At 71.0% G+C, this 25,813-nt stretch carries 18 protein-coding genes; 9 read left to right on the top strand and 9 right to left on the bottom strand.

What is annotated here, in order from left to right; genetic code table 11:
• Positions 1-73 precede the first annotated feature (73 nt).
• On the bottom strand, positions 74-1,525 hold the full coding sequence (locus Sri02f_RS02000; protein WP_245970358.1) for an MFS transporter: 1,452 nt from the start codon (positions 1,523-1,525) through the stop codon (positions 74-76).
• A gap of 101 nt (positions 1,526-1,626) precedes the next feature.
• On the opposite strand from Sri02f_RS02000, the gene Sri02f_RS01995 reads away from it, so the two are divergent.
• Positions 1,627-2,556: a helix-turn-helix transcriptional regulator gene (locus Sri02f_RS01995; RefSeq protein WP_108999315.1), complete on the top strand. Its 930-nt coding sequence runs from the start codon at positions 1,627-1,629 to the stop codon at positions 2,554-2,556.
• A 128-nt stretch (positions 2,557-2,684) separates the two neighbouring features.
• Here the strand turns inward: Sri02f_RS01995 and Sri02f_RS01990 are convergent, their stop codons facing one another.
• Positions 2,685-4,130 carry an MFS transporter gene (locus tag Sri02f_RS01990; protein ID WP_108999314.1) on the bottom strand — a complete coding sequence of 482 codons (1,446 nt, stop codon included), beginning with the start codon at positions 4,128-4,130 and terminating at the stop codon, positions 2,685-2,687.
• A 106-nt stretch (positions 4,131-4,236) separates the two neighbouring features.
• Here Sri02f_RS01990 and dusB point away from each other — a divergent pair, with 106 nt between their 5' ends.
• Positions 4,237-5,379: a tRNA dihydrouridine synthase DusB gene (gene dusB, locus Sri02f_RS01985; protein ID WP_108999313.1), complete on the top strand. Its 1,143-nt coding sequence runs from the start codon at positions 4,237-4,239 to the stop codon at positions 5,377-5,379.
• 81 nt (positions 5,380-5,460) lie between these two features.
• Here dusB and Sri02f_RS01980 read toward each other — a convergent pair whose 3' ends face one another.
• Positions 5,461-7,143, bottom strand: coding sequence for an LTA synthase family protein (locus Sri02f_RS01980; RefSeq protein ID WP_245970356.1), 1,683 nt, complete (start codon positions 7,141-7,143; stop codon positions 5,461-5,463).
• Here Sri02f_RS01980 and Sri02f_RS42520 point away from each other — a divergent pair.
• Positions 7,123-7,545 (top strand): hypothetical protein, encoded by a 423-nt coding sequence (locus Sri02f_RS42520; RefSeq protein WP_245970355.1) that lies wholly within the window; start codon positions 7,123-7,125, stop codon positions 7,543-7,545. The two genes, Sri02f_RS01980 and Sri02f_RS42520, sit on opposite strands and share 21 nt — an antisense overlap.
• 227 nt (positions 7,546-7,772) lie before the next feature.
• Here the strand turns inward: Sri02f_RS42520 and Sri02f_RS01975 are convergent, their stop codons facing one another.
• Entirely contained in the window at positions 7,773-9,722 is a 1,950-nt protein-coding gene (locus tag Sri02f_RS01975; protein ID WP_108999311.1) for an amylo-alpha-1,6-glucosidase, read from the bottom strand.
• A complete protein-coding gene (locus tag Sri02f_RS01970) occupies positions 9,719-11,095 on the bottom strand; it encodes an MGH1-like glycoside hydrolase domain-containing protein (protein WP_373865065.1) in 1,377 nt (458 codons plus the stop codon). The genes Sri02f_RS01975 and Sri02f_RS01970 overlap by 4 nt, the downstream gene beginning before the upstream one ends.
• Positions 11,096-11,446: 351 nt before the next feature.
• On the opposite strand from Sri02f_RS01970, the gene Sri02f_RS01965 reads away from it, so the two are divergent.
• The 5 genes from Sri02f_RS01965 (at position 11,447) to Sri02f_RS01945 (ending at position 19,672) form a co-directional block, all read left to right on the top strand.
• Entirely contained in the window at positions 11,447-12,685 is a 1,239-nt protein-coding gene (locus tag Sri02f_RS01965; RefSeq protein WP_108999310.1) for an ROK family transcriptional regulator, read from the top strand.
• Between the two features lie 459 nt (positions 12,686-13,144).
• Positions 13,145-15,892, top strand: coding sequence for a pyruvate, phosphate dikinase (gene ppdK, locus Sri02f_RS01960; RefSeq protein ID WP_373865058.1), 2,748 nt, complete (start codon positions 13,145-13,147; stop codon positions 15,890-15,892).
• 267 nt (positions 15,893-16,159) lie between these two features.
• Positions 16,160-16,627 carry a hypothetical protein gene (locus tag Sri02f_RS01955; RefSeq protein WP_245970351.1) on the top strand — a complete coding sequence of 156 codons (468 nt, stop codon included), beginning with the start codon at positions 16,160-16,162 and terminating at the stop codon, positions 16,625-16,627.
• Between the two features lie 52 nt (positions 16,628-16,679).
• Entirely contained in the window at positions 16,680-17,378 is a 699-nt protein-coding gene (locus Sri02f_RS01950) for an ABC transporter ATP-binding protein (protein ID WP_245970348.1), read from the top strand.
• Positions 17,375-19,672 (top strand): FtsX-like permease family protein, encoded by a 2,298-nt coding sequence (locus Sri02f_RS01945; RefSeq protein WP_108999308.1) that lies wholly within the window; start codon positions 17,375-17,377, stop codon positions 19,670-19,672. Before Sri02f_RS01950 ends, Sri02f_RS01945 begins: the two co-directional genes overlap by 4 nt.
• A gap of 75 nt (positions 19,673-19,747) precedes the next feature.
• Here Sri02f_RS01945 and Sri02f_RS01940 read toward each other — a convergent pair whose 3' ends face one another.
• A complete protein-coding gene (locus Sri02f_RS01940) occupies positions 19,748-20,212 on the bottom strand; it encodes a hypothetical protein (protein WP_108999307.1) in 465 nt (154 codons plus the stop codon).
• Between the two features lie 171 nt (positions 20,213-20,383).
• Here Sri02f_RS01940 and Sri02f_RS01935 point away from each other — a divergent pair, with 171 nt between their 5' ends.
• Positions 20,384-21,322 (top strand): oxidoreductase, encoded by a 939-nt coding sequence (locus tag Sri02f_RS01935; protein WP_108999306.1) that lies wholly within the window; start codon positions 20,384-20,386, stop codon positions 21,320-21,322.
• A gap of 38 nt (positions 21,323-21,360) precedes the next feature.
• On the opposite strand, the gene nirD is transcribed toward Sri02f_RS01935, so the two are convergent.
• Genes nirD through Sri02f_RS01920 form a run of 3 tightly spaced genes read right to left on the bottom strand, consistent with a single transcriptional unit; the run spans position 21,361 to position 25,549 of the window.
• Positions 21,361-21,720: a nitrite reductase small subunit NirD gene (gene nirD / locus Sri02f_RS01930; protein ID WP_108999305.1), complete on the bottom strand. Its 360-nt coding sequence runs from the start codon at positions 21,718-21,720 to the stop codon at positions 21,361-21,363.
• Positions 21,717-24,320, bottom strand: coding sequence for a nitrite reductase large subunit NirB (nirB, locus tag Sri02f_RS01925; protein WP_108999304.1), 2,604 nt, complete (start codon positions 24,318-24,320; stop codon positions 21,717-21,719). The genes nirD and nirB overlap by 4 nt, the downstream gene beginning before the upstream one ends.
• Positions 24,320-25,549: an NAD(P)/FAD-dependent oxidoreductase gene (locus Sri02f_RS01920; protein ID WP_108999303.1), complete on the bottom strand. Its 1,230-nt coding sequence runs from the start codon at positions 25,547-25,549 to the stop codon at positions 24,320-24,322. The genes nirB and Sri02f_RS01920 overlap by 1 nt, the downstream gene beginning before the upstream one ends.
• Between the last annotated feature and the right edge of the window lie 264 nt (positions 25,550-25,813).

The following is a 25,813-nucleotide window of genomic DNA, read 5'->3' as shown; positions in this document are numbered from 1 at the left end:
CAGCAAGGAGTGTGCAGCATGACCGACGGCAACAGCAGCCCCGGGGGGAGGACTTGACGGGACGGCTCCGCTCTCACCCCACGTTCCGGGGCAGCCGCAGGCTCAGCAGACCCGTCAGGACCACCCCGGCCAGCTGCACGACCAGCGTGGTGACCAGGGCGTCCCGCATGCCCGACCCCGGGACCAGGGACAGGAACAGGGTGCCGAGCGTGGCCACGCCCAGGGCCAGCGAGGCCTGTTGGGTGGTCACCATCACACCGCTGCCGACGCCCGCCCGGGCCGGCGGCACCTCGGACATCACGATCCGCATGACGACGGGCAGTTGGAGCGCCTGCCCCGCGCCGGCGATCGCCGTGCCCGGCAACAGCTCGACGAAGCCGACGTCCGGCCAGTCGGCGCGCACCGCCAGCACGATGAGCACGACGCCCACGCCCTGCAGGACCGCGCCGGCGGTCACCACCCGCGCCCCGAACCGGGTCACGAGCCGTGGCCCCGCGAGCGAGGCGAGGAAGAACGTCAGGGCCATCGGCGCGAGGGCGAGGCCGGCCTGCACCGGACCCAGTCCGGCCCCGCTCTGCAGGGCCACGGCGATCACGAACATGAACCCGCTGAAGCCGACCGCGAGGGGCCCCATGATCGTCAGCCCGCGCCGCAGTGTGGTGAGCGCGAGCAGGCTCGGCGGCACCAGCGGCGTACGGCCCTGCCGGTCGGCCCGTCGCTCCACCGCGTAGAAAGCGCCCGTGACCAGCGGGAACGCGGCCAGCGACAGCCACGTCCACAGCGGCCAGCCCGCGGCCCTGCCCTCGGTGAGGGGGGCGAGCAGGGTCAGCAGGGCGGCGGCGAGGAGCACGGTGCCGGGTCCGTCCACGGGCTCCGGGCGCTGTGAGCGGGTCTCCGGGACGGTGCGGACGGCCAGGAGCAGTCCGACGATCACGAAGGGGACGTTGACCAGGAACACCGACCGCCAGCCGCTGCCGGCGACGTCGGCCGCGACGAGCACGCCGCCCATGATCTGGCCCGCCACCATGGACAGTCCGGCGGTCGCGCCGTACAGGCTCATCGCCTTGGCGCGGCGCGCGCCGACCGTGGCGGACTGGATGGTGGCCAGTACCTGGGGGACCATCGCGGCGGCCGACGCGCCCTGGGCGACCCGGGCCGCCACCAGCGACCAGGCGTCGGGCGCGAGCCCGCACGCCAGCGAGGTCAGACCGAAGGCCGCCATCCCGCCCAGGAAGAGCCGGCGCCGGCCGAACAGGTCCCCGAGCCGGCCGCCGAGGACGAGGAGCACGGCGTACGCGAGCCCGTACCCGGCCACGACGAGTTCCAGGACGGACTCGCTCGCGGCGAGGTCGCGTCCCATCGTGGGCAGGGCGACGTTGACGATGAAGAAGTCGATGAGGGGCAGCGCCGCGCCGAGCAGCACCGTGAACAGGCCGAGCGGGCCGAGGGAGTGGGACGGCTCCGCGGTGCGGGCGCCGCCCTGCGGGACCGGGGTCGCGGTGGAGGTCGTGGTTGTCTGGGTCACGCTGTCGAGCCTGCGCCGCCCCTCAGACGGGTACCAGAGTCTCCTTATCCTGGTAGAAGGAGTACCTGGCAACAGGATCCGCGGGGCGGCAGGCTGGAGGCATGACGACGATGGCCCAGCAGACGCCGCCTGCCGCGACGACCGCGGCGACGGGCGCCCCCGCCACGGTCGCGGTCGGCTCGGAGACCAGACGGCACGAACTGGCCGCCTTCCTGCGCAGCCGCCGCGAGCGCATCACGCCCGAGCAGGTGGGACTCCCGCGCGGAGCGCGCCGCCGCACGCCGGGGCTGCGCCGCGAGGAGGTCGCCCATCTCTCCGCGGTCGGCGTCACCTGGTACACCTGGCTCGAACAGTCGAGGGACATCCACGTCTCGGTGCAGGTCCTGGACGCTCTCGCCCGCACCCTGCTGCTCGACCCGAGCGAGCGGGCCCACCTCTTCCAGCTCGCCGGCGCGACCGACCCGACCCCCGCCTCCTCCTGCACCGGCGTCACCGACGCCGTACGCGAGCTGCTCGACCAGCTCGACCCGCTCCCCGCGTGCGTCCAGAACAGCCGCTACGACATCCTGGCCTACAACCGCACCTACGCCCACCTGCTGTGCGACCTCGACGCGGTCCCGGCCGAGGACCGCAACTGCATGGTGCTCATCCACACGCATCCGCAGTGGCGCGAGTCGGTGGTCCACCTCGACGAGTCGATGCGTCTGATGGCCGCCAAGCTCCGCGCCTCCATGGCCGGTCACCTCACCGAGCCGGCCTGGAAGATGCTGGTCAAGCGACTGCAGACGGAGTCCCCGGAGTTCCGTGAGAACTGGGAGCGCTACGAGGTCGTCGTGGGCCGCAGCAAGGTCAAGGAGTTCCGCAACCCGCACGTCGGCCTCCTCACCGTCACCCACACCGACCTGTGGCTGAACCCGGAACACGGGGCCCGCATGGTGACGTACGCACCGCAGAACGCGCAGACCAGGGAGCGGCTGGAGAGGCTGTACGCCTACGCCCGAAGCGCCGCCGCCCGGCCGCCCTCCCACTGACCCCACCCCGCCCGGCCTGCACCCGCCGCCGGCCTGCGCCCGCTGCCCGGCCTGTGCCCTCCGCCCCTCCGCGCCCGCCGTTCCCGACGACTGCTCCCGCCGGAGACACGGTCGCGCCGGGCCGGAGGTCAGGCGCTGACGCCCGCCGCCTCGCGGACGTCCGGGGCCTCCAGCCGCTCGGCGGTGCGCTCCGCCGTGCGCCTGGCCCACGAGCCGGTGGTCACGGCGCCCAGGACGAGGACGACCAGGCCGCAGCCGGTGAGGATCCACCAGCCGGGCACGGCGGCGGAGACGAAGGTGTCGCGGTACGACGACGCGTTCACACCCGCCACCAGGACCGCGCCGATCACCGCGACGCCCAGGGTCTGGCCCAGTTGCCGGCTGGTGGAGGCGACCGCGGCCGCCACCCCCGCCTGGCTGCGCGGCATGCCCGAGACCGCCGTGTTGGTGATCGGCGCGTTCACGAACCCGAAGCCCACCCCGAACAGCGCGTACCCGAGGAACAGCGTGGCGTCGGAGGTCTCGGCGTCGAACGCGGCGAACAGCACGCCGCTCGTCGTCATCGCGAGTCCGGCGATCAGCAGCGGCAGCCGCGGGCCCCTGCTGCCCACGAGCCGACCGGACAACGGCGCGCACAGGAACGTCGGCACGGCCATCGGCAGCATCCACAGCCCGGCGTGCAGGGCGTCCAGCCCGCGTACGTTCTGCAGGTAGAGGGTCGACAGGAAGAGGAAGCCGCCCAGCGCGGCGAACGCGCTGATCGCCACCACCGTCGCGCCGCTGAACGGCACCGAGCGGAAGAACCGCAGGTCGATGAGGGGCTGGTCGCGCCGGGGCTCGTACCACAGCAGGCCCAGCAGGGCGGCGAAGGCCACGGCGGCGAAGGGGCCGCTGGTCGCCGTGCCCGCCTCCGGCGCCTCGATGATGGCGTAGGTCAGGGAGCCGAACAGGGCGATGACCAGCAGCTGGCCGACCGGGTCGGGGCGCCGCGCCTTCGGCGCGCGGGACTCGGGGACGAAGCGCAGGGTCGCCAGCAGGGCCACCAGGCCGACGGGCAGGTTGAGCCAGAAGATCGAGCGCCAGCCCACGGACTCCACCAGCAGTCCGCCCAGCAGGGGACCCGCGGCCATCGATATGCCCACGACCGCGCCCCACACCCCGATCGCCCGGGCGCGCTCGCGCGGGGCGGTGAAGGTGTTGGTGATGATCGACATGGCGACCGGGTTCAGCATCGAGCCGCCCACGGCCTGGACCATGCGGGCCGCGATCAGCAGCTCCAGGCTCGGGGCGAGCGAGCACAGCAGGGAGCCGGCCGAGAAGACGACCAGGCCGGCCATGAAGACCTTCTTGCGGCCGATCCGGTCGGCGGTCGAGCCCGCGAGCATCAGCAGCGAGGCCAGGACCAGCGTGTAGGCGTCGATCGTCCACTGGAGGCCGGAGGTCGACGCGTGCAGGTCGCTCTGCATCGACGGCAGGGCGACATTGAGGACGGTGACGTCGAGGCTCACGATCAGCAGGCTCATACAGCAGATCGCGAGGACCAGGAGACGTCGGCGAGGGCTGAGCTCGGGCATGGCTGTCATCGTACGCCGATATCGATAGTGCGTCTAACTAATGAGTGCCGCATGTCCACCGGGGGCACGCGGCCGGGTACCCCCGCGCATACGCGACAATGGAGCAATGTCCACGCCCGTGTCCCCCTTGCAGATCGGCCCGCACACCGTCCGGCCGCCCGTCGTCCTGGCCCCGATGGCCGGGATCACGAACGCGCCCTTCCGCACCCTGTGCAGGGAGTTCAGCGGCGGCAAGGGTCTCTTCGTCAGCGAGATGATCACGACCCGGGCGCTGGTCGAGCGCAACGAGAAGACCATGCAGCTGATCCGCTTCGACGCGAGCGAGAATCCGCGCTCGATCCAGCTGTACGGCGTCGACCCGGCCACCGTCGGCAAGGCCGTCCGCATGATCGCGGAGGAGGACCTCGCCGACCACATCGACCTGAACTTCGGCTGCCCGGTCCCCAAGGTGACGCGCAAGGGCGGCGGCTCCGCCCTGCCCTACAAGCGCCACCTGCTGCGCGCCATCCTGCGCGAGGCGGTGAGCGGCGCCGGCGATCTCCCGGTGACGATGAAGATGCGCAAGGGCATCGACGACGACCACATCACCTACCTCGACGCCGGCCGCATCGCCGTCGAGGAGGGCGTGACGTCCATCGCCCTGCACGGCCGCACCGCCGCCCAGCACTACGGCGGCACGGCCGACTGGGAGGCGATCGCCCGCCTCAAGGAACACGTCCCGGAGATCCCCGTCCTCGGCAACGGCGACATCTGGTCGGCCCAGGACGCGCTGCGGATGGTGCGCGAGACCGGCTGCGACGGTGTGGTCGTCGGCCGCGGCTGCCTCGGCCGGCCGTGGCTGTTCGCCGATCTCGTCGCCGCCTTCGAGGGCCGCGCCGACGACGTCGCACAGCCGTCCCTGAAGGAGGTCGCCGACGTCATGGTCCGCCACGCCGCCCTTCTCGGCGAGTGGATCGGCGACGAGTCCAAGGGCGTCGTCGACTTCCGCAAGCACGTCGCCTGGTACCTCAAGGGCTTCGCGGTCGGCAGTGAGATGCGCAGGCGCCTCGCGATCACCTCCTCGCTCGCCGAACTCCGCGCCGGGCTCGACGAGCTGGACCTCGACCAGCCCTGGCCCGTCGGAGCCGACGGCCCCCGCGGCCGCACCTCCGGCAACAACCGGGTCGTCCTGCCCGACGGCTGGCTGAAGGACCCCTACGACTGCGCGGGCGTCGACGAGGAAGCGGAACAGGACACCTCCGGCGGCTGAGACGCCGGCCCTCGGAGCCCGCGCGGACGGCCGAAGCCGCCCGGGCGGCCGGGGCGTCAGCCGCGCGGGCGGCCGGGGGCGTCAGCCGTGCGACGGGTGCGGGGTCGAGCCGTACGCGGTGAGGAACTTGTCGCGGAACGAACTCATCTTCCACACCGGTGCGTTGTGCGCCGGCTTCAGGCCGTCCGTCCAGTTCCACCCGGAGATCTTGTCGAGCACCTTCGGGTCCTTGGCGACGATCGAGATCGGCACGTCACGGCTGGCGTGGTTGCCGCTGACCCGGGCGATGGGCTGGTGGTCGCCGAGGAAGACCAGGACGGTGTCGTCGGTGCCGTAGCGCTCCAGCCACTGGGTGAGGGCGGTCACCGAGTACGAGACGGACTTGCCGTACTCCTGCTTGGACGCGGTGCCGTCGGCGATGACGTCGGCCGCCTTCTTGCCCGCCGCCTCGATGCCCTGGAAGACCGAGCCGTCGCCGATCTCGTCCCAGCCGACCATCTTCGGGATCGGCGCCCACGGCTGGTGGCTCGAGGTCAGGATGATCTCCGACATCAGCGGCTTGTCGCGGTCGGTGCGGCCGTGCTCCAGCCGCTGGAACGCTTCGAGGGCGTACTGGTCGGGCATGGTCGACCAGCTGAACTTCGGCCCCTGGTACCCCAGGTGGAAGGCGTTGTAGAGCTTGTCGAGTCCGTAGAACTTCACCTCCGGCCAGCCCTTCTGCACGCCCGGCATGATCCCGACGGTGTCCCACGCGCCGGTCTTCTTGAACACCTTGGTCAGGGACAGGTGGTCGCTCGCCATCACCGTGCGGTAGCGCTGCTGGTTGTCGACCCACAGCCCGGACAGGGTGGTGGAGTGGCCGAGCCAGCTGCTGCCGCCGTAGGTCGCCGAGGTCAGCCAGCCGCTCTTGGCGTGGAAGCCCGCCTTCGCCAGGGCCTGCGTGCTGGCGTCCAGGGTCCGGTCGACGCCCGGCGCCATGATCGGGTCCTCGACGGCGCTGCGGCCGTAGCTCTCGATGAACGTGAAGATCATGTCCTTGCCGCGCAGATCCGGCACGAGCTGGTCGGGCGGCGTGGCCCCGAACGTGTCGTAGCGGGTCTCCTTGCCGAACGCGGCCTCGTCCGCGAGGGTCTGCTGCACCTGCCGCCCCTTGTTGATCAGTGCGCCGCCGGCACGGTAGGAGGCGACGGGCACCCCGGCGTTCTGCAGGCCCGTCACGGAGCATGTGACCCACACGGTGGCCGCGATCAGCGTGACCCGGGTCGACCGCTGACTGTCCAGCATCAGCAGATTGCTCAGCCGGACCGTAGCCAGGACCATCACCGCGAACACCGCGACGATCAGCACGACGAGCCCGATCGCGGCCCCGACGGCCGTCGCCCGGCCCATCGAGTCCGCGACGTAGGACTGCGCGTCGTCCAGCAGTCCCCAGTCCAGGACGAGGTTGAAGTCCCGTCCCAGGTATTCCATGAAGCCCATGTCGAGCAGGTCGACCACGATCAGCGCGCCGAGGACCGTCCCGCCCAGCGCCGCGACGACGATCCGCGGCCGCCGGGGCAGCGCCAGCAGCAGGGAAGCGCCCAGGACGGCCTCGACGGGCAGCCGCGTGAACCTGTTGAACTGGAGGCTCTCGAGCCGGTTCGGCAGCAGCAGGGCGCCGAGCACGAAGATCAGCGACAGGACCGTCGCCGTCCACCACACCACCCGCGCGGCCCGTGGATGCCTGCCCCGCCAGGCCCGCAGATGCGCGACGCGAGCCCGCAAGCCCGATGGCGCGGGTTCGACGGAGGCCCCGGCATCGGCTTCGGCATCGGCATCGGCATCGGCATCGGCATCGGGACCGGATGCGGCTTCAGATGCGGGATCGGCGGTGGCGCCGGCCACGGCTTCGGCATCGGATGCGGCTTCGGACGCGGGATCGGCGGTGGCGCCGACCTCGGACTCGGCTTCGGCATCGGCATCGGCTTGGGGATCGGCTTCGGCGGTGGTCTCGCCGGCGGTTGCCGTGGTCTCGCCGGCTTCCGCGCGGTCTGCCGGTTCCGTCGCTTCCGCGGTCTCCGCGGTCTCCGCGGTTTCTGTGGCTTCCGCGGGCTCCGGGGTTTCTGTGGTTTCCGTAGCGTCTACGGTGTCGTCCTCGGGGTCCTTCGATTCAGGCTGCTGGGATGAGCGAGTGGTGACTGGCACCCGAGGGTCCTTCCGTACGAAGCCCGGCGGTTCGGCGGATCCGGTGCGGGCCGGATCCGCCACAGTTTCGTACGGCCTGCTCCCGGCCCGCGTTCAGCCCCCCGGGCCAGTGCTCGGCAAACACCGCGCAAACGTCACGCCAAGCCGTCCGCCAAGCGATCTGCCAGGCCGTCCGCCAAGCCGTCCGCCGGGCCGGCCCGGCGGACCGGCTACGCGCCTCCGACCGCTGTGAGCAGCGCCAACGGGGCCGCCGCCGAGCGGGATTCCCGTACGCAAGCGTGCGGGTACGGTACCGGCCGGCCGTGGGTGTCGCGGCCGTAGCCCGCGAGGACCTCCGGGAGCCGGTGACCGGTCGCGGCCGCCGCGTCGACGAGCCCGTGGGCGATCGTCCGGGCCTCGTCGTGCAGTCCGTAACGCGCGAGACCCAGGGCGATCAGCGCGTTGTCGTGCGGCCAGACCGAGCCCCGGTGATAGGAGAGCGGGTGGTAGGCGGGCTGTCCCGCCGCGAGGGTGCGCACGCCCCAGCCGGAGAAGAAGTCCGCCTCCAGCAGCCGCCGGCCGACGATCTCCCCGTACTCCTTGTCCAGCAGCCCGGACCAGAGCAGGTGACCGGCGTCCGAGGCGAGCGCGTCGACCTGCCGGCCCTCGCCGTCCAGCGCGAGCGCCGGGAAGGCGCGGTCCGGCATCCAGAAGTCCCGCTGGAAGCGGTCGCGCAGATCGGCGGCGGCCTGTTCGAGCAGGGCGGCGTACTTCTCGTCCTCCCACACCGTGCGGGCCGTCCACGCCGTGCGGCGCAGCGCGTCGTACGCGTACCCCTGCGCGCCCGCCGCCATCACCGCCCCGGTCGGACGCGCGCCGTCCGCGGAGCAGATGGCGCCGGGGGAGTCCTTCCAGTTCTGGTTGGCCAGACCGCCCCGGTCGGCCCGGTAGACCAGATAGCCGCGGGAGGTGAGCCCGCCGTGGTCCAGCATCCAGCCGACGGCCGCCCTCGCGTGCGGCTCCAGCCGACGGGCCAGCGTCGCGTCGCCGGTCTGCTCGACATACGCGCCGAGGACGACGAGGAACAGCGGGGTCGCGTCCACCGAGCCGTAGTAACGGCCGTACGGAACCTGCCCGAAGTGGGCGAGTTCGCCGTGCCGCACCTCGTGCACGATCTTGCCGGGCTGGGACACCGTCCGCGTGTCGGTCTCGGTGGCCTGGGCCGCGGCCAGCGCGAGGAGCGTGGCGGCGGCCGGACGGGGATGGTAGGGCAGCGCGAACAGGGAGGCCAGGAGCGCGTCGCGGCCCAGCAGGGTGAGGAACCAGGGGGCGCCCGCCGCCGGGACGCGCAGGTCCTCGCCGTCCGGTCCGGTCGCCTGGACCTGCAGAGCGGCCAGGTCCGAGAGGCCACGCGCACAGGCGGCCGTCAGGTCGGGCCAGCCGGCGGGGAAGGCCACGCCCTCCACGAACTCGGCTTCTCTCGCGCGGAGTTGCCCGGTGACCGAGGCCGGTGAGCGGGGCACCCGCAGGGTCCGCCGCTCACCGTGCGGCCGGGCCGTCACCCGCAGGGTCAGCTCGGCCGACCCGTGCGGTTCGAGTTCCAGCTTCCACACCAGACGGCGGGCGCCGGTGCCGGTCTCCTCGACGGCGTCCGGCGCGGGCTCGGCCGTCACCGTCGTACGGGACGTCCATTCGCCGCGCCGGTAGGTGAACTCCACGCCGTCGTCGAGGATCTCGCGGCGGCGGACGACCCCGGTCTTGGCGTAGGTGCGGTGGTCGGAGCGCAGTTCGAACTGGTCGGTGAAGTCGGCGTCGGCGGTGAGCGCGAGGCGGACCGTCGTCGGCACCGCGCGGTTGCACACGATCCGCAGCGACTCCACGAACGAGCTGTCGCCGACGGCCTGTTCACGGAAGAGCGTGCAGGACGGCGGCTCGTTGCGGCCGCCGCGCGGGACGAGCACACAGCGCGTGGTGTCCCCGTCCGCGACCGGCGAGAGCGCCTCCGGGACGGCGCCGTCGAGGGTCAGCTGCCAGCGGCTGAGGTGGCGGGCGTCCCGCACGAACAGCCCCTCGGGCGACCCGGAGGCCGGGCCCGGCCCCCGTACGCCGCTGATGTCCCCGTTCTCGCCCACCGCGGCGAACGTCCCGCCGAACACGAGCAGATGATGCCGGTCCGTCATCCCAGGTCCCCTCCCTCGGTACCACTGCCTGACATGTCCTGATGGATGAGGTCGAGCGTCAGCGCGGCCGTCCAGCTGAACCCCGTCGCGCCACAGGCCTCACCCGTGTACGGGTCGACGTACTCCGCGAAGTCCGAACCGCCCGCGATGTCCAGGACGGCCCGGCGCAGCGCCTCGGCCTCGGGCCGGCGGCCGTGCAGCCGCAGACCCCGTTCGAGCAGCCAGCTCGTGTTGAACCAGGCCGGGCCGCGCCAGTAGCGGTGCGGGTCGAAGGCCTCGCCGAGCAGGTCGTAGCTGGGCGCCAGCCGGGTCACGCCGCCCAGGCCGAAGTGCGGGCCGCGCAGAGTCCCCACCAGCGCATCGACCACCTCGCGCGGCAGACCGGGCAGCAGCAGCGGCACCAGGCCGGACACCCCGCGCTCGGGCACCAGGCCCGCGCCGTGCAGGTCCCGGCAGAAGAACATGCCCTCCGCCGGGTCCCACAGGCGCTCCACGAGGGCCGCCGTGAGCCGTTCCGCACGGGCGTGGCGGGCCGTGCCCGGCGCGCCCAGCTCGTGCGCGATGTGCGCGAGCGCGTGCTCGGAGGCGATGAGCAGCGCGTTGAACGACGGGTCCTCGACGGCGAACTCCCCGCCCGCGTCGGCGTATGCGCCGTCCCGGTACTCCGCCGCCAGCCGCACGTACCGTCCGTAGTCCAGGTCCGTCGGCCGGTCCTCGGCGGACCCGTGGTCGAGGTCGGCGCGGCGGAAGGAGCGGGCCGGTGCGGGGGCGATCCGGGCGAGCGGGGCGTCCCAGCTCGGGGCGTTGTCCATGCCCTGCTCCCACGGATGGACGACGGACACCAGCCCGCCGCCGCCCAGGTCCCGCCGGTGCAGCAGATAGCGGTGCCAGGCGGCCAGCCGGGGATACACCCGGGCCAGGAAGCCCCGCGCGCGGGACAGCCCCGGGTCGGCGCGGTGCACCAGCCAGGCCGCGAGCGCGTGCACCGGTGGCTGCACGATGCCGGAGGTCTGTACGGTGCGCGGGGCGCCCGCAGCGCGCCCCGCGGTCGAGGAGCGCCAGAAGTCGGGGCTGGGGAAGTACGCGTCGAGCGGCACGGAGGGGTTGAACACGATGTGCGGGACGCGTCCGTCGCCCCACTGGGCGTCCAGCAGCGTCTCCAGCTCCGTCTGCGCCCGGTGCGGCGAGACGTGCCGCAGACCGATGGCGACGAAGGCCGAGTCCCAGGACCACTGGTGCGGGTACAGCCCGCGCGAGGGGACCGTGGACGTCCCCGTCCAGTTCGCCTCCAGCACGGCGACCGCCCTGCGGCGCAGTGTTTCGGCGGGCGAGGCCTGGACACGCGGAGCCCGGACCGGCGGCGGACCCGACAGGCCCGACGAACTCGACAGGCCCGACGGACTCGACAGAGCCGACGGACTCGACAGAGCCGACGGACTCGACAGAGCCGACGGACTCGACAGAGCCGAGGGGTTCGACGGAGCCGACAGAGCCGAAGAATCCGACAGAGCCGACGTACCCGGCATACGATCCGGCGGAGCCGCCGGATCGTATGCGACGGCGACCTTCGCCGCACGGGCGCTGAGCTGGGCGGTGCGATCCACTCGGGGCTCCCCGAAGACGACGAGGCTGCCTGGTTCGGCAGCGGCTACCGTAGAGTTACGTCTATTTAACACGCAAAACTCAATATGTAATGCAGGCTTGGGAAACACAAGGGGGTGCGCATGACGGGGCGAGGTCAGGCCAGCGCCGGTGATCTGCTCGAACTGGTGCGCAAGGGCCGCGCGACGACACGCGGCGCCCTTCAGGAGGCCACGGGCCTGTCCCGGGCGACCGTGGGCCAACGCCTGGACCGCCTCTTCCGGGCGGGCTGGCTGCGCGAGGGCGCCGGCGGTCCGGTCGACTCGCCGCTGGGCGGCCGCCCTTCGATCACCCTGGAGTTCGACGACGCCCACGCGGTCGTCCTGGCGGCGGACCTGGACACGCGGCACGCGCGCGCGGCCGTGCTCACCCTGACGGGCGAGATCCTGGCCGAGCACGGCGGCACGCTGGCCGTCGAGGACGGCCCGGACGTCGTCCTCGGCGAACTGGGCGGCTGGTTCGCCGAGCTCCTGGTGAAGGCGGGCCACCGGCCGGACGAGGTCTGCGGCATCGGACTCGCCGTCCCCGGACCGGTCGACAGCGAGACGGGCCGGGTCGTCCAGCCGCCGATCATGCCCGGCTGGGACGGCTACGACATAAGAGGACGCCTCGCGCGGGCCTTCAGGGAACGCACCGACACCGACACGGGGGCTGGGACGGGGACGGGGACGGCAGCGGCTCCGACGGAGGTCCCCGTCCTGGTGGACAACGACGCCAACCTCATGGCGTACGGCGAACAGCGCTCCGGCTACCCCGACTGCTCCGCGTTCGTGCTGGTCAAGGTGTCCACCGGCATCGGCGCCGGGGTGGTGGTCGACGGCTCGATCTTCCGGGGCGTCGACGGCGGGGCGGGCGACATCGGGCACATCCGGGTGGGCGCGGACGCGCTGTGCCGCTGCGGTTCGCACGGCTGCCTGGCGGCCGTCGCCAGCGGCGGGGCCGTGGCGCGCCGGCTGGCGGAGTCGGGGATACCGGCGTCCTCCGGGTCGGACGTGCGCGACCTGCTCGCCGCCGGGCACCCGGCGGCGGCCGCGCTGGCCCGGGAGGCGGGGCGCCGGGTCGGCGACGTCCTGGCGACGGTCGTCACGCTGCTCAACCCCGGGGTTCTGATGATCGCCGGAGATCTGGCCGGAACCGCCTTCCTCACGGGCGTGCGCGAACTGCTGTACCAGCGGGCGCTGCCCCGCTCCACGGCCCGCCTCGACGTCGTGACCTCACGGCTGGGGGAGCGGGCGGGCCTGGTGGGGGCGGGGGCGCTGGTCGTGGAGCACCTGTATGCGCCGGAGCGCGCCGAGGAGCGGTTGCTGGCCCTCGGGGTGTGAGGCACGCTCGGGTGAGGACGCTCGCGCGGACATGCGTGTGACAGGCGGGTTTCTGTTGCTCACGTGCGTCCGCGCCCGCGTCCGCATGGTGAACCCGGGCCGCGAGCGGGAGCGTGATTCTCGCCACCCCTGAGGGGGAGGGTGCTCAGATGAGCGGATCAACGACGGCTGCACTTCTCCAAAGGGTGGCACTCAGTGCCATACCTTGATCGTTCATCGATCGAAATCAATCGTGCCGCGTATCGCTCATACGAGCGTGAATGTGGCTCGTGGAGCGCGCTTGCGTTCAACAAGTGAAAACATCCACGGCCCCGCGCTTGCCAAGCCTTGACTTTCGATCCACTGGCTGACGGCGGGTTACGGGCGTATGACGCGCAAGTGGACGTACCCAGGAGCCTTCGATCTGGGTATGTTCCTGGCCGTCAGGGCAGCCACCGCGTCCTCGAGGAGTCGAGACCCGTGTCGGAAAACAAAGATCTTCATGGAGCCGAGTCGGCCGCGAGCGTTGAGGGCGTGAAGTTCGTCTACGACTTCACCGAGGGCAACAAGGACCTCAAGGACCTCCTCGGCGGCAAGGGCGCGAACCTCGCCGAGATGACCAATCTGGGCCTTCCGGTCCCTCCCGGCTTCACGATCACCACCGTGGCCTGCAAGGTCTACCTCGACAGCGGCGAGGAGCCGGCGGCACTGCGTGACGAGGTGAGTGCGCACCTCGTCGCCCTGGAAGAGCGGATGGGCAAGAAGCTCGGCCAGCCGGACAACCCCCTCCTCGTGTCCGTCCGCTCGGGCGCGAAGTTCTCCATGCCGGGCATGATGGACACCGTCCTGAACATCGGCCTCTCCGACAAGTCGGTCCAGGGCCTGGCCGATCAGGCCGGCGACGCCCGCTTCGCATGGGACTCCTACCGCCGTCTGATCCAGATGTTCGGCAAGACGGTCCTCGGCGTCGACGGCGAGCTCTTCGAGGACGCGCTGGAGTCGGCCAAGGCCGCGAAGAAGGTCTCCGTCGACACCGAGCTGGAGGCGGCGGACCTGAAGAAGCTGGTCACCCGCTTCAAGAAGATCGTCAAGACCGAGGCCGGCCGCGACTTCCCGCAGGACCCGCGCGAGCAGATGGACCTCGCCATCAAGGCCGTCTTCGAATCCTGGAACGGCGACCGCGCGAAGCTCTACCGCCGCCAGGAGCGCATCCCCGGTGACCTGGGCACCGCCGTCAACGTCTGCTCGATGGTCTTCGGCAACCTCGGCCCCGACTCGGGCACCGGCGTCGCGTTCACCCGCGACCCCGCCTCCGGCCACCAGGGCGTCTACGGCGACTACCTCCAGAACGCCCAGGGCGAGGACGTCGTCGCGGGCATCCGCAACACCGTCCCGCTGGCGGAGCTGGAACAGATCGACAAGAAGTCCTACGACCAGCTGATGCAGATCATGGAGACGCTGGAGAACCACTACAAGGACCTCTGCGACATCGAGTTCACCATCGAGCGCGGCCAGCTGTGGATGCTCCAGACCCGCGTCGGCAAGCGCACGGCGGGAGCGGCCTTCCGCATCGCCACCCAGCTCGTCGACCAGGGCCTGATCGACGAGACGGAGGCGCTGCAGCGCGTCACTGGAGCCCAGCTCGCCCAGCTGATGTTCCCCCGCTTCGACGAGGACGCCAAGGTCGAGAAGGTCGGCCGGGGCATCGCCGCCTCGCCCGGCGCGGCCGTCGGCAAGGCCGTCTTCGACTCCTACACCGCCGTCAAGTGGTCCCGCTCGGGCGAGAAGGTCATCCTCGTCCGCCGCGAGACGAACCCCGACGACCTCGACGGCATGATCGCCGCCGAGGGCATCCTGACCAGCCGCGGCGGCAAGACCTCCCACGCCGCCGTCGTGGCCCGGGGCATGGGCAAGACCTGCGTGTGCGGCGCGGAGGAGCTGGAGGTCGACACCAAGCGTCGGCGCATGACGGTCCCCGGCGGCCACGTCGTGGAAGAAGGAGACGTCATCTCCATCGACGGCTCCTCGGGCAAGGTGTACCTGGGCGAGGTACCCGTCGTACCCTCCCCGGTCGTCGAGTACTTCGAGGGCCGCATGCACGCGGGCGCGGACGACGCGGACGAGCTCGTCGAGGCCGTCCACCGCATCATGGCCTTCGCCGACCGCAAGCGCCGCCTGCGCGTGCGCGCGAACGCCGACAACGCCGAGGACGCGCTGCGCGCCCGCCGCTTCGGCGCACAGGGCATCGGGCTGTGCCGCACCGAGCACATGTTCCTCGGCGACCGCCGCGAGCAGGTGGAACGCCTGATCCTGGCGGACACCCAGGAGGAGCGCGAGGAGTCGCTCAAGCAACTGCTCCCGCTGCAGAAGAAGGACTTCGTCGAACTCTTCGAGGCCATGGACGGCCTCCCGGTGACGGTCCGTCTCCTGGACCCCCCGCTGCACGAGTTCCTGCCCGACATCACCGAGCTGTCGGTGCGCGTGGCGCTGGCGGAGTCCCGTCAGGAGTCCCACGAGAACGACCTGCGCCTGCTGCAGGCCGTGCACCGCCTGCACGAGCAGAACCCCATGCTGGGCCTGCGCGGCGTGCGCCTCGGGCTGGTCATCCCCGGCCTGTTCACCATGCAGGTCCGCGCCATCGCCGAGGCGGCGGCGGAGCGCCGGAACGCCAAGGGCGACCCGCGCGCCGAGATCATGATCCCGCTGGTCGGCACGGTGCAGGAGCTGGAGATCGTCCGCGAGGAGGCCGACCAGGTCATCGCGGAGGTCGAGGCGGCCACCGGCGTCGAGCTGAAGCTCGCGATCGGCACGATGATCGAACTCCCCCGGGCGGCCCTCACCGCCGGCCAGATCGCCGAGGCGGCGGAGTTCTTCTCCTTCGGCACGAACGACCTGACCCAGACGGTGTGGGGCTTCAGCCGGGACGACGTGGAGGCCTCCTTCTTCACCGCGTACCTGGAGAAGGGCATCTTCGGCGTCAGCCCCTTCGAGACGATCGACAGGGACGGCGTCGGCTCCCTGGTCAAGTCCGCGGCCGAGGCGGGCCGCCGCACCCGTCCCGACCTGAAGCTCGGCGTGTGCGGCGAGCACGGCGGCGACCCGGAGTCGGTGCACTTCTTCCACGAGGTGGGCCTGGACTACGTCTCCTGCTCCCCGTTCCGCATCCCGGTGGCCCGCCTGGAAGCGGGCCGGGCGGCGACCCAGTCGACGGGCAGCGACCACCGCTGAGCCCCGCCCCCGCGGCCCGGGCCCCGGCCCCCGACCGCGACTGAACCCCGGAGCCGCCGCCGGTCCCCGACCCTCACCGATCGCCGACGGCCCCGGCCCTAGAGAAGACGGCACCCTGTGCGGGGGTGCCGTCTTCTGGCGTTGGGGGAGGGGGGACCGGCAGCTGATGGCCGATGGGTGACTGGCCGGAAGTCGATCACCTGATGTGGTGGTTACGGGGTGATAGATCGTTTCTGTCAACTTACGCACCGCTACAGTCCGTTACTCATGGCGATGACGACGTCGCCATCGGTTACGGAGGTGTGTGTGAAGAGGGCAGTGCTCGGTCTGTCGGCGGTCGGTCTCGTACTCAGCGCGGCGGTGGCGGCGTTTGCTTCGCCGGTGAAGGGGGATATCCCGACGCTCGAGACGACGGGAGTGGCGTTCACCGGAGGGAAGTATGTCTTCAACAGGCCGGGCGTCAATCATGGTGCATTCGAGTGGTCGGGGTGGCTGCGGGACACGATCGGCGCAGACCAGCACAACGTCTATGTCGAACTGAAGGTTCAGGGTCACGACTGGGTGCGCTACTACGGAAAGCAGCGGAGTTCCGTAAAGCTTCACCACTCCAACTGGAACGGTGCTCAGCGTTATACGGGCGAGGCTCGGTTCCGGGCTTGTCGTGACCGTGGCACCTTGCGGCCGGACAACTGTCTGCAATCCAAGATGCTTTACTATAACTGGGATCGTGGCTGAGTAATTCCTGACACCCCGAGCCCAGGTAAAGCAACTGGGCTCGGGCTCCGGATTGGAGAACGAAATCAATACGTCAGAAGTTCTGTCAGCCAGGGGAGTTGATCTCCTCTACGGTGAGACGCTGGCTGTCCGTAACGCCGAGATCTCCCTCGGGCGGGGAGAAGTCGTAGCGATCACCGGACAAAGCGGTTCTGGGAAGTCGTCCCTGCTTTACTGCCTTGCAGGCGTGCTTCCAGTTGCTCGCGGCGAGGTTTCATTTGCGGGCCGCTCTCTCGGTGCTCTCGACGACGAGGAACTCAGCGCCCTCCGCCGGGAGCAGTTCGGCTTCGTCTTCCAGTACGGGGAGCTTCTGCCAGAACTCACCGTAGAAGAGAACGCGGCGCTGCCGCTGCGTCTGGCCGGGCAGCGGAAAAATCAAGCTCTCGCCGCGGCTGGCGAGGTACTAGATAGGCTCGGTCTCGCAGAATTGCGGCAACGGCGCCCCTCGCAAGTTTCAGGTGGTCAGTGTCAGCGTGTTGCTGTCGCAAGGGCGTTGGTGCATAAACCAGCCGTTGTCTTTGCCGATGAGCCAACGGGATCGCTTGATAGCAGCAATGCCGCAGCGGTGTTGGATGAGTTCCTCGGCTTGGCTCGCTCTCAAGGGACGGCTGTTGTGCTCGTGACTCACGATTCTCAGGTGGCTGCCCGCGCCGACAATCGATACATCATGCGCGACGGTGAGCTAACGGAACAGGTGCGTGAAGCATCGTGAACGAACTCCTCTTGGGGCTGAGGCTCCTGCTGGGTAGCGGTCGAGGAAACCGCGCGCGATTCCTCCTTATGGCAGTTGGTAGCGCCATCGGAGTGTGTTGTCTTGCCGTCATGCTCGCAATTCCCGGAATTTTGGCCGCGCAAGATGCTCGTAAGGCGGCTCGTGAACCGGATTGTTCAAATGGGCTGGGCAGTTGCATGTCGCAGTCCGGGAGCGGCCTGGCGCTCACGAGGGTAGATCCATACGGGCTGGAGCCTCTCACTCGGATTTTCGTGGCAACGGGAAAAACGTATATTGCCCCACCGCCGGGCCTGCGTGCGCTTCCTCGCCCTGGTGAGTTGATTGTGTCTCCACGGCTACACGATCTCCTCCGCGTTAGCCCAGGTCTGACCCATCTCTTGCCCGGCCATGAGGCAGGTGTGATCGGTCAGCAGGGGCTAGCTCATCCCGACGAACTGTATGCGTATGTGGGTGCCAGTCGAGAAGTTCTCAAGGCTGGTGGCCGACTGTCCGAATTCGGGAAGGTAGAAACCCGCTTCCCGACAGTAGAACCCTCAACGCTCGACATCCTCCGCTTCACACTTGCAGGCGTCGTCCTGCTTCCGTTGGCGGTGTTTCTGTCCGTGTGCGCCCGGCTGTCCGCCGCTTCTCGCATGAGGCGGTTGGCTGCGTTGCGCCTGTTGGGGTTGAGCAGGAAGGGCGTTCAGCGCGTCAACGCCGCCGAGACCGTCGCCGCCGCTCTGCTGGGCGCTGTCCTCGGGCTGGGTGCCTACTGGGTCCTCAACCAGTTGGTGTCACGTGTGGGGCTTCCCGGGTTCAAGTGGTACCCGGAGGATGGTTCGCTCTCCGTCAGAACGCTCCTGATCTGCCTGGTCGGCTGTCCGGCGCTGGCCTGGTTCGTGGGTAGGGCCAGTGGGAGGAAGGCGGCCGCTAACCCTCTGGCGGTACGGCGGAGCGCTGTGGAGAAGGCCCCTCGACTCTGGGGCCTGCTACCGCTCGTACCGGGGATGGGCATCGTCATCGGGTACTGCGTCGCGGGGGCTACGGGGCATGTCCCCGCCGACACATCGTTCTCCGCGATCCTGATGCCGCTCGCCGTCGTGCTGGTGGGCGCGGGTCTCGTGCTGTCCTTGCCGATCCTCTCGCGCCTTCTGGCCCGCAGGGTGGCGCGAGCCGCGAGTTCGCTGTCACTGGGGCTGGCCATGCGCCGCAATGAGGTGGAGCCCGGTGGAGCTCTGCGCGTCGCGACCGGGCTGGTGCTGCTGGTCTACGCGGCCTCGCTCACTCAGGGCGTGCTCATCGAACTGGACCAAGTGTCCAAGAACACCGCGCCTGTTCAGCTGTACACGATGGCCCTCGACGGCATGAGCCGTGAGAAGGAAGAAGCCGTCACGAAGGTTTCCGGAGTTCGAGGGCATGCCGTTCTCGCGGATTCGTGGACCGATCCCGAGAGCGACGAATTGCGGGAGAGCATCAGCGCAGTGGTCGCGACGTGCGAGCAGCTGCGCAGGATGGCATCGGTGGTGAAGAACTGTGTGGAAGGTCGCCCCGCGCGACTGATGATCCCGAACTTCAGCTATGACGAATTCAGCAAACCAGGAAAGAGCTACCCTTTTCGTTTGCAGAACTCGAAAGGGAAGAGCCGGTTCGTCACTGTTCGGGTGCCGTCCAGCACCATTCAGTACCACGACGACACACCCGCCCAGATTCCCGGCAGTGGAACGGTGCTGCTTCCGCCCTCCGTGTTCCCGGCCGGCTTCCGCCCGGAGGGGAGGGTGACTCTGGCCCTCGTCAGCAGCTCCGCTCCCGAGGCCGTGCGCTCCGTACTCGAAGGCATCGCGGGAGTCGATCCCACGATCGAGGTCGAAACGGACGGCCTCGATGCCACAGCGCTCCAGCAGATCACCGTCATCAAAACCCTCCTCACCGTCGGCATGATCCTCGGGCTGATCATCGGCCTGGCCGCCTATCTCGTCGCCGCGACCGATCGCGCGGTGGAACGGCGTCCGCAGGTCACCGCTCTCTCGTTGCTCGGGGCCAGGCCGCGGACGCTGCGGACCGTTCAAGTCGCCCAAGTCGTGCTGCCGTTGACCATCGGTCTTGTGCTCGCTGTGGTGACAGGGAAGATGGCCGAGTCCAGTTACCTGGTCACCGGTGGTGGGGCCGTGTTCTGGGATGGGGGTGGGGTGCCGTTGCTGCTGGTCAGCGCGCTGGGGGTGGTCGTCGTCGCGGCTCTTGGGTCTCTGCCGTTGATCGGGCGGCGGATCGACCCCGAGTTGATCCGCCGGGACTGAGCGGGACCGGCGGAGGTGGGCTGGGGCGGCACCCTGGGGGCGGGGTGCCGCCCCGTTCGGTCGGTGGCCGGACGGTCACCAGCCTTCCGCTCCCTCCGAGAGGCGGCGGTGCCACCAGGGGCGCGGGTTCGGTCGGGGGTCGGGGAGGGTGCGGAGGCGGTACGTGCGGTCCAGTTCGTTCAGTGTGCGGGCCAGTTCGGTCCTCGCTCCGCGTGGGGTGAGGAGGCGGAGGGTCTCTGCCAGGACGTCTCGTGCGTGACGGACGTCGTCCATGCCGCAGCCGGGACAGGCGGGGCACACGGACGTGCGGGGGTAGAGGACGCCGCGTCCGGGGGTCGTCACGAACGTGCGGTAGCGGTGCAGTGCGCTTGCCGTCGCGCCCGGCAGGAGAAGGGGGCCGTCGTCCTCGTCCTCCAGGCGGTGGACGGCGAGGCTGGTGCGGAGGGAGAGGCCGGGGATGCGGGGCGGCGGGGGGACCTTGCGTGAGTGGGGGGCGGGGAGGCGGCGGGCGCGCAGGGCGCCGGGGCGGTTACGCGGCATCTGCCTTTCGGTCGGTGTCGGTGACCGCCGTGGCTGATGTGGTGTGGGGCTTCATTTCGTCATTGTCGCTTCGCATGGCTTGGGACAGGGGAAGGGGGGTGAGCGCCGTAGGCTGCGGAGACAGTGGTGGAAGTGGCGCAAGCCGCCCGGGGCGGCGGGAGGAGTGCGGGCATGGCCGGTTGGAGTGTGCGCGACATCCCTGACCAGAGCGGTCGTACCGCTGTGGTCACCGGGGCCAACAGCGGGCTCGGGTACGTCACCTCGCGGGAGCTCGCCCGCAAGGGTGCGCGGGTCGTGCTCGCCTGCCGCAGCGAGGCCCGGGGGGCGGAAGCCGTCCGGCGATTGCGCAATGAAGTGCCGAGCGCGGAGGTGGAGTTGGGCCTGTTCGACCTCGGGGATCTCGCCTCCGTCCGGGAGTTCGCGGGCTCGGCGCCGTTCGACCGGCTCGACCTGCTCGTCAACAACGCCGGGGTGATGGCCATGCCGTACGGCGTCACGGCCGACGGGTTCGAGACGCAGTTCGGGGTGAATCACCTCGGACACTTCGCCCTCACCGGGCTGTTGCTGCCCGCGCTCCTAGAAGCCGCGGAGCGCCCGGCCGGGGCGCGGGTCGTGACCGTGTCCAGCATGGCCCACCTGCTCGGCAACATCGACCCGGGCGATCTCAACTCCGATCGGCGCTACCGGCGTTGGCTGGCTTACGGCCGGTCCAAGACGGCCAACCTGCTCTTCACACACGAGCTGGCGCGCAGGGTGGAGGCGGCCGGCGCGGGCGTCGTCGCGGCGGCCGCGCACCCGGGGTACGCGGCGACCAACCTCCAGACGGCCGGGCCGCGCGCGGAGGGGCGTCGGACGGCCGAGCGGCTGATGGCGCTCGGCAACCGGGTGATCGCCCAGCCCGCCGAGGCCGGCGCGCTGCCCGCCCTCTACGCCGCGACCGCGCCCGGCGTGCGCCCGGACTCGTTCACCGGACCGTCCCTCGCGATGTGGCGCGGGGCGCCCGCGCCGTCGTGGCGGGCGCCCTGGACCCTCGACGACCGGGCGGGCCGTCTGCTGTGGGCCGCTTCCGAGCAACTGACCGATGTGTCCTACGACGCCCTCGGGGACTGAGCGGCCGGGATGCCGGCGGGGAACCTCGGTCGGACCCGTCAGGCGGCGCGCACGTCGTAGGTGGCGACGCGCACCGTCTCGTCGTCCAGGCACTCCCCGCTCACCAGGTCGAAACGCTGCTTGAGGAGCGGGGAGGCGACGAACGGGCGGCCCTGGTGCGTGCCGGTCAGGCCTCGGGAGAGGACCGCCGCGCCGCCGAACGGGTCACGGTTGTCGATGGCGTACAGGGCGCCGGAGCGGTCGCGGAACAGGGCGACCTGGCGGCCGTCGGGCAGGAGTGCGGCCACGCCGCGGCCGGGGACGAGCCGGCTCAGGTCGCAGACCGTGAACCAGTCGAGTCCGCCCTCCTCCAGCTGCAGTTGGACCTTCAGGTCGGTGGTCTCGGGTGCCAGGGTCATCGCTGGGCGCTCCCTTCCAGGGGACGGTGGCCGATGGTCAGCAGCGGCAGGTCGGGCTTGATCTGCTCGCGCTCGGGGACGAAGCCGACGACGGGGTCGGGGGTGTCCGGGGCGTTGACGAAGGACACGAACCGGGCCAGCTTCTCGGGGTCGTTGATGGTGGTCGCCCACTCGTCGGCGTAGTGCGCCACGTGGGCCGTCATCAGGGACTCCAGCTCCTCGCAGATGCCGAGGGAGTCCTCCACGACGACGTCGCGCACGTGGTCCAGGCCGCCCGGGATGCGCTCCAGCCAGGTCGACGTGCGCTCCAGGCGGTCGGCGGTGCGGATGTAGAACATCAGGAAGCGGTCGATGAGGCGGACCAGTTCGGCGTCGGTGAGATCCTGGGCGAGGAGGTCCGCGTGGCGCGGGGTCGCGCCGCCGTTGCCGCCGACGTAGAGGTTCCAGCCGTTGGAGGTGGCGATGACGCCGAAGTCCTTCGACTGGGCCTCGGCGCACTCGCGGGCGCAGCCGGAGACCGCGGACTTGAGCTTGTGCGGGGAGCGCAGGCCCCGGTAGCGCAGCTCCAGGTCGATCGCCATGCGGACGGAGTCCTGGACGCCGTAGCGGCACCAGGTCTGGCCGACGCAGGACTTCACCGTGCGCAGGGACTTGCCGTAGGCGTGGCCCGACTCGAAGCCGGCGTCCACCAACCGTGTCCAGATCAGGGGAAGTTGCTCCACGCGCGCGCCGAACATGTCGATGCGCTGTCCGCCGGTGATCTTCGTGTAGAGACCGAAGTCGCGGGCGATCTCGCCGATCACGATCAGCCCCTCGGGGGTGATCTCACCGCCGGGGATGCGCGGGACGACCGAATAGGAGCCGTTCTTCTGCAGGTTGGCGAGGAAGTGGTCGTTGGTCTCCTGCAGCGCGGCCTGCTCGCCGTCCAGGACGTAGCCGCTCGCACCGATGCTCGGGGCGAGGGACGCGATGATCGAGCCGATCGCGGGCTTGCAGACGTCGCACCCGTCGCCGCCGCGGGCGCCGTCGCGGCCGTAGCGGTCCAGGAGGTCCTGGTAGGTGTTGACGCGCAGGGCGAGGACGATCTCGTACAGCTCCTCGCGGGTCTGGGAGAAGCAGCCGCACAGGCCCTTGTCGACCTCGACGCCGCTCGCCTCCAGCTCGGCGGTGACCAGCTGACCGAGGACCTTGACGCAACTGCCGCAGCCGGTACCGGCCTTGGTGCACTTCTTCACCTCGGGCACGGTCGTGCAGGAGTGCTCGGTGACCGCGCCGCGGATCGTGCCCTTCGACACGTTGTGGCAGGAGCAGACGATCGCCTCGTCCGGCAGCGCGGACGGGCCCAGCTGCACGGAGTCTCCGGCGCCGGCCGGCAGGACCAGCGACTCGGGGGCGACGGGCGGCACGGACCCGGTGAAGGCCCGCAGCGTGCCGTACGCGTCGGCGTCGCCGACCAGGATGCCGCCGAGCAGCGTGCCGTCGCGGCCGATGACCAGCTTCTTGTACAGGCCGGCGCGGGAGTCGGAGTAGACGACGTCCAGGCAGTCCTCGGCGGCGCCGTGCGCGTCGCCGAAGGACGCGACGTCCACGCCGAGCAGCTTCAGCTTGGTGGAGAGGTCGGCGCCGGTGAAGGACAGCTGCTCCGACTCGTCGTCGGCGATGGCCGAGGCGGCCGTCTCGGCCTGCTCGTAGCCGGGGGCGACCAGGCCGTAGACCCGGCCGTCGGCGGCCAGGGCGCACTCGCCGATGGCGAACACGTGCGGGTCGGTGACCGTGCGGCACCGCTCGTCGACCGCGATGCCGCCGCGTTCGCCCACGGTCAGGCCGCAGTCGCGGGCGAGCTGGTCGCGGGGGCGGACGCCGGCGCTGAACACGACCAGGTCGGTGGCGAGTTCGGAGCCGTCGGAGAGCTTCATGCCGGTGACCGCGCCGGACTGGTCGACCACGATCTCCTGGGTGCCCACGCCCGTGTGGACGGTCAGGCCCATGTCCTCGATGGTGCGCAGCAGGGCCGCGCCGCCGCCCGCGTCGACCTGGACGGGCATCAGCCGGGGCGCGAACTCCACGATGTGGGACGTCAGCCCGAGACCCTTCAGAGCGCCCGCGGCCTCCAGGCCCAGCAGGCCGCCGCCGACCACAGCGCCGGTCGTCGCCGTCTCGGCGTACTTCTCGATGGCCAGCAGGTCGTCGATCGTGCGGTAGACGAAGCAGCCCTCGGCGTCCTTGTTCGGGACCGGCGGGACGAAGGGGAACGAGCCGGTGGCGAGCACGAGGGTGTCGTACGCGAAGACCCGGCCGGAGCGGGCGACGACCTTCCTCGCCTCGCGGTCGACGGTCTCGGCCGGGTCGCCGACGTGGAGCTCGATGCCGTGCGTCTCGAGGAACGCCATGTCGGTCATCGACAGGTCCTCGGCCGTCCTGCCCGAGAAGTACGAGGTCAGCGCCACGCGGTCGTAGGCGGGCCGCGGCTCCTCGCACAGCACGACCACGCGGTGGGTGGCGGTCAGACCGCGCTCGGCGATCGCTTCGAGGAAGCGCTGGCCGACCATGCCGTGGCCGACGAGCACGATCGTGGGGGTGGCCCCCTCAGTGGCGGTCATCAGGTGCCTCCGTCGTTGGTGAGCAGGTGGAGCAGGGGGCCGCCGTCGGAGGGGAGCGGCTCTGCTCCCTCCCAGGCGCGCGCCAGCGCGCCGACGGTGCCGAGTTCGCCGACGAGGACCCCGCCGACCAGGCGGTCGTCGCGGACGACGACCTTGCGGTAGGTGCCGCGGGTGGCGTCGGCGAGCTGCACGACGTCGTCGCCCGGGCGGGGCTCGGTCTCGCCGAACGCGGCGAGGTCGAAGGCGGCGAGGTCGAAGGCGCTGTTCCCGGCGAGGGTGAGCCGGGTGAGGGCGCGGGTGCCGGTGTAGCGGGCGTCCGGGTCCCCGGCCAGCGACGCGGCCAGCACGTCGGCCTGTTCCAGCGCCGGGGCGGCGAGGCCGTACACGGTCCCGTCGTGCTGCGCGCAGTCGCCGATCGCCCGGATGCGCGGGTCCGACGTGCGCAGTGCGTCGTCGACCAGGACGCCCTTGTGGACGGCGATCCCGGCGGCCTTGGCGAGTCCGGCGCGCGGGGAGACCCCGCAGGCCAGCACCACCAGATCGGCGTCGAGGGCGTAGCCGTCGGCCATCTCGACCGACCGGACGGCGCCGCCGAGGCAGCGCACGTCGCGCACCCGGCACTCGGTGTGCACCTCGACGCCGAGGTCCTTCAGGTGCCGCAGCACCAGCCGGGAGGCGTTCGGGTCGAGCTGGCGTTCCATGAGGCGCTCGGCCTGCTGGGCGAGGACGACCTGGGCGCCGCGCACCGCGAGCGCGCGGGCCGCGGAGACCCCGAGGAGCCCGCCGCCGATGACGACCGCCCGTACGCCCGGCCGTACCGCCTTCGACAGGCCGAGGCAGTCGTCCATGGTGCGGAAGGCGTGGACGCCCTCCGGCAGGACGTGGTCGGGGGTGAAGAGGCCGCGCAGGGGCGGGAGGACCGGGTTGGAGCCGGTGGCCAGGACGAGCGTGCCGTAGGCGATCTCCGAGCCGTCCGCGCAGGAGAGGACCCGCCGGTCGCTGTCGATGCCGGTGACCTTGGCCCGGACCAGTCCGGCGGGCGCGGGCAGGGCGATCACGTCGGGCGAGTAGCGGCCGGCCAGCACCTCGGCGAGCAGGACCCGGTTGTAGGGCCGGTGCTCCTCGTCGCCGACGAGCAGCGCGGGGACGCCCAGTTCGCCGAGCCGGCGGGCGAGTCGTACGCCCGCGAGGCCGGCGCCGAGCACCACCACACGCGAATTCGAGGTCATGTCCAGGAGCGTGCGGTGCCGAGGTTACCCGGTCGCATCACCGTTGTTTCCCGCGAGGAACGCTGCCCTCAGCGGGACCCCGCCCCACGTGTGAGGGTTCCCGCGCCTCAGGAGCTCCCCAGGTGCGTGGCTCATGCATGCACCGCTTGCCCCTGTCACGGCCCCCCACCCCGCGATCGGCCCGACCGGCCCCGGCCTCTGCGTCAGCCTCGGCCTCGGCCTTTGCGTCAGCCTCGGCCTTTGCGTCAGCCTCGGCCTTTGCGT

This window comes from Streptomyces rishiriensis (assembly GCF_003112535.1).
Classification (GTDB): Bacteria; Actinomycetota; Actinomycetes; order Streptomycetales; family Streptomycetaceae; genus Streptomyces; species Streptomyces rishiriensis.
Note: the sequence above shows the minus strand (reverse complement) of the source record. Positions and strands in the feature narration are given on the sequence as shown.

Coding starts and splice junctions, on each gene's coding strand:
- Sri02f_RS01940 (WP_108999307.1), bottom strand. CDS start 20,212: ATGCCGCGTAACCGCCCCGGCGCCCTGCGCGCCCGCCGCCTCCCCGCC.
- nirB (WP_108999304.1), bottom strand. CDS start 24,320: ATGACCGCCACTGAGGGGGCCACCCCCACGATCGTGCTCGTCGGCCAC.
- dusB (WP_108999313.1), top strand. CDS start 4,237: ATGTCCACGCCCGTGTCCCCCTTGCAGATCGGCCCGCACACCGTCCGG.
- Sri02f_RS42520 (WP_245970355.1), top strand. CDS start 7,123: ATGCGCGACGCGAGCCCGCAAGCCCGATGGCGCGGGTTCGACGGAGGC.
- Sri02f_RS01995 (WP_108999315.1), top strand. CDS start 1,627: ATGACGACGATGGCCCAGCAGACGCCGCCTGCCGCGACGACCGCGGCG.
- Sri02f_RS01955 (WP_245970351.1), top strand. CDS start 16,160: ATGGCGATGACGACGTCGCCATCGGTTACGGAGGTGTGTGTGAAGAGG.
- Sri02f_RS01975 (WP_108999311.1), bottom strand. CDS start 9,722: ATGACGGACCGGCATCATCTGCTCGTGTTCGGCGGGACGTTCGCCGCG.
- Sri02f_RS01935 (WP_108999306.1), top strand. CDS start 20,384: ATGGCCGGTTGGAGTGTGCGCGACATCCCTGACCAGAGCGGTCGTACC.
- Sri02f_RS01990 (WP_108999314.1), bottom strand. CDS start 4,130: ATGCCCGAGCTCAGCCCTCGCCGACGTCTCCTGGTCCTCGCGATCTGC.
- Sri02f_RS01920 (WP_108999303.1), bottom strand. CDS start 25,549: ATGACCTCGAATTCGCGTGTGGTGGTGCTCGGCGCCGGCCTCGCGGGC.
- nirD (WP_108999305.1), bottom strand. CDS start 21,720: ATGACCCTGGCACCCGAGACCACCGACCTGAAGGTCCAACTGCAGCTG.
- Sri02f_RS01965 (WP_108999310.1), top strand. CDS start 11,447: ATGACGGGGCGAGGTCAGGCCAGCGCCGGTGATCTGCTCGAACTGGTG.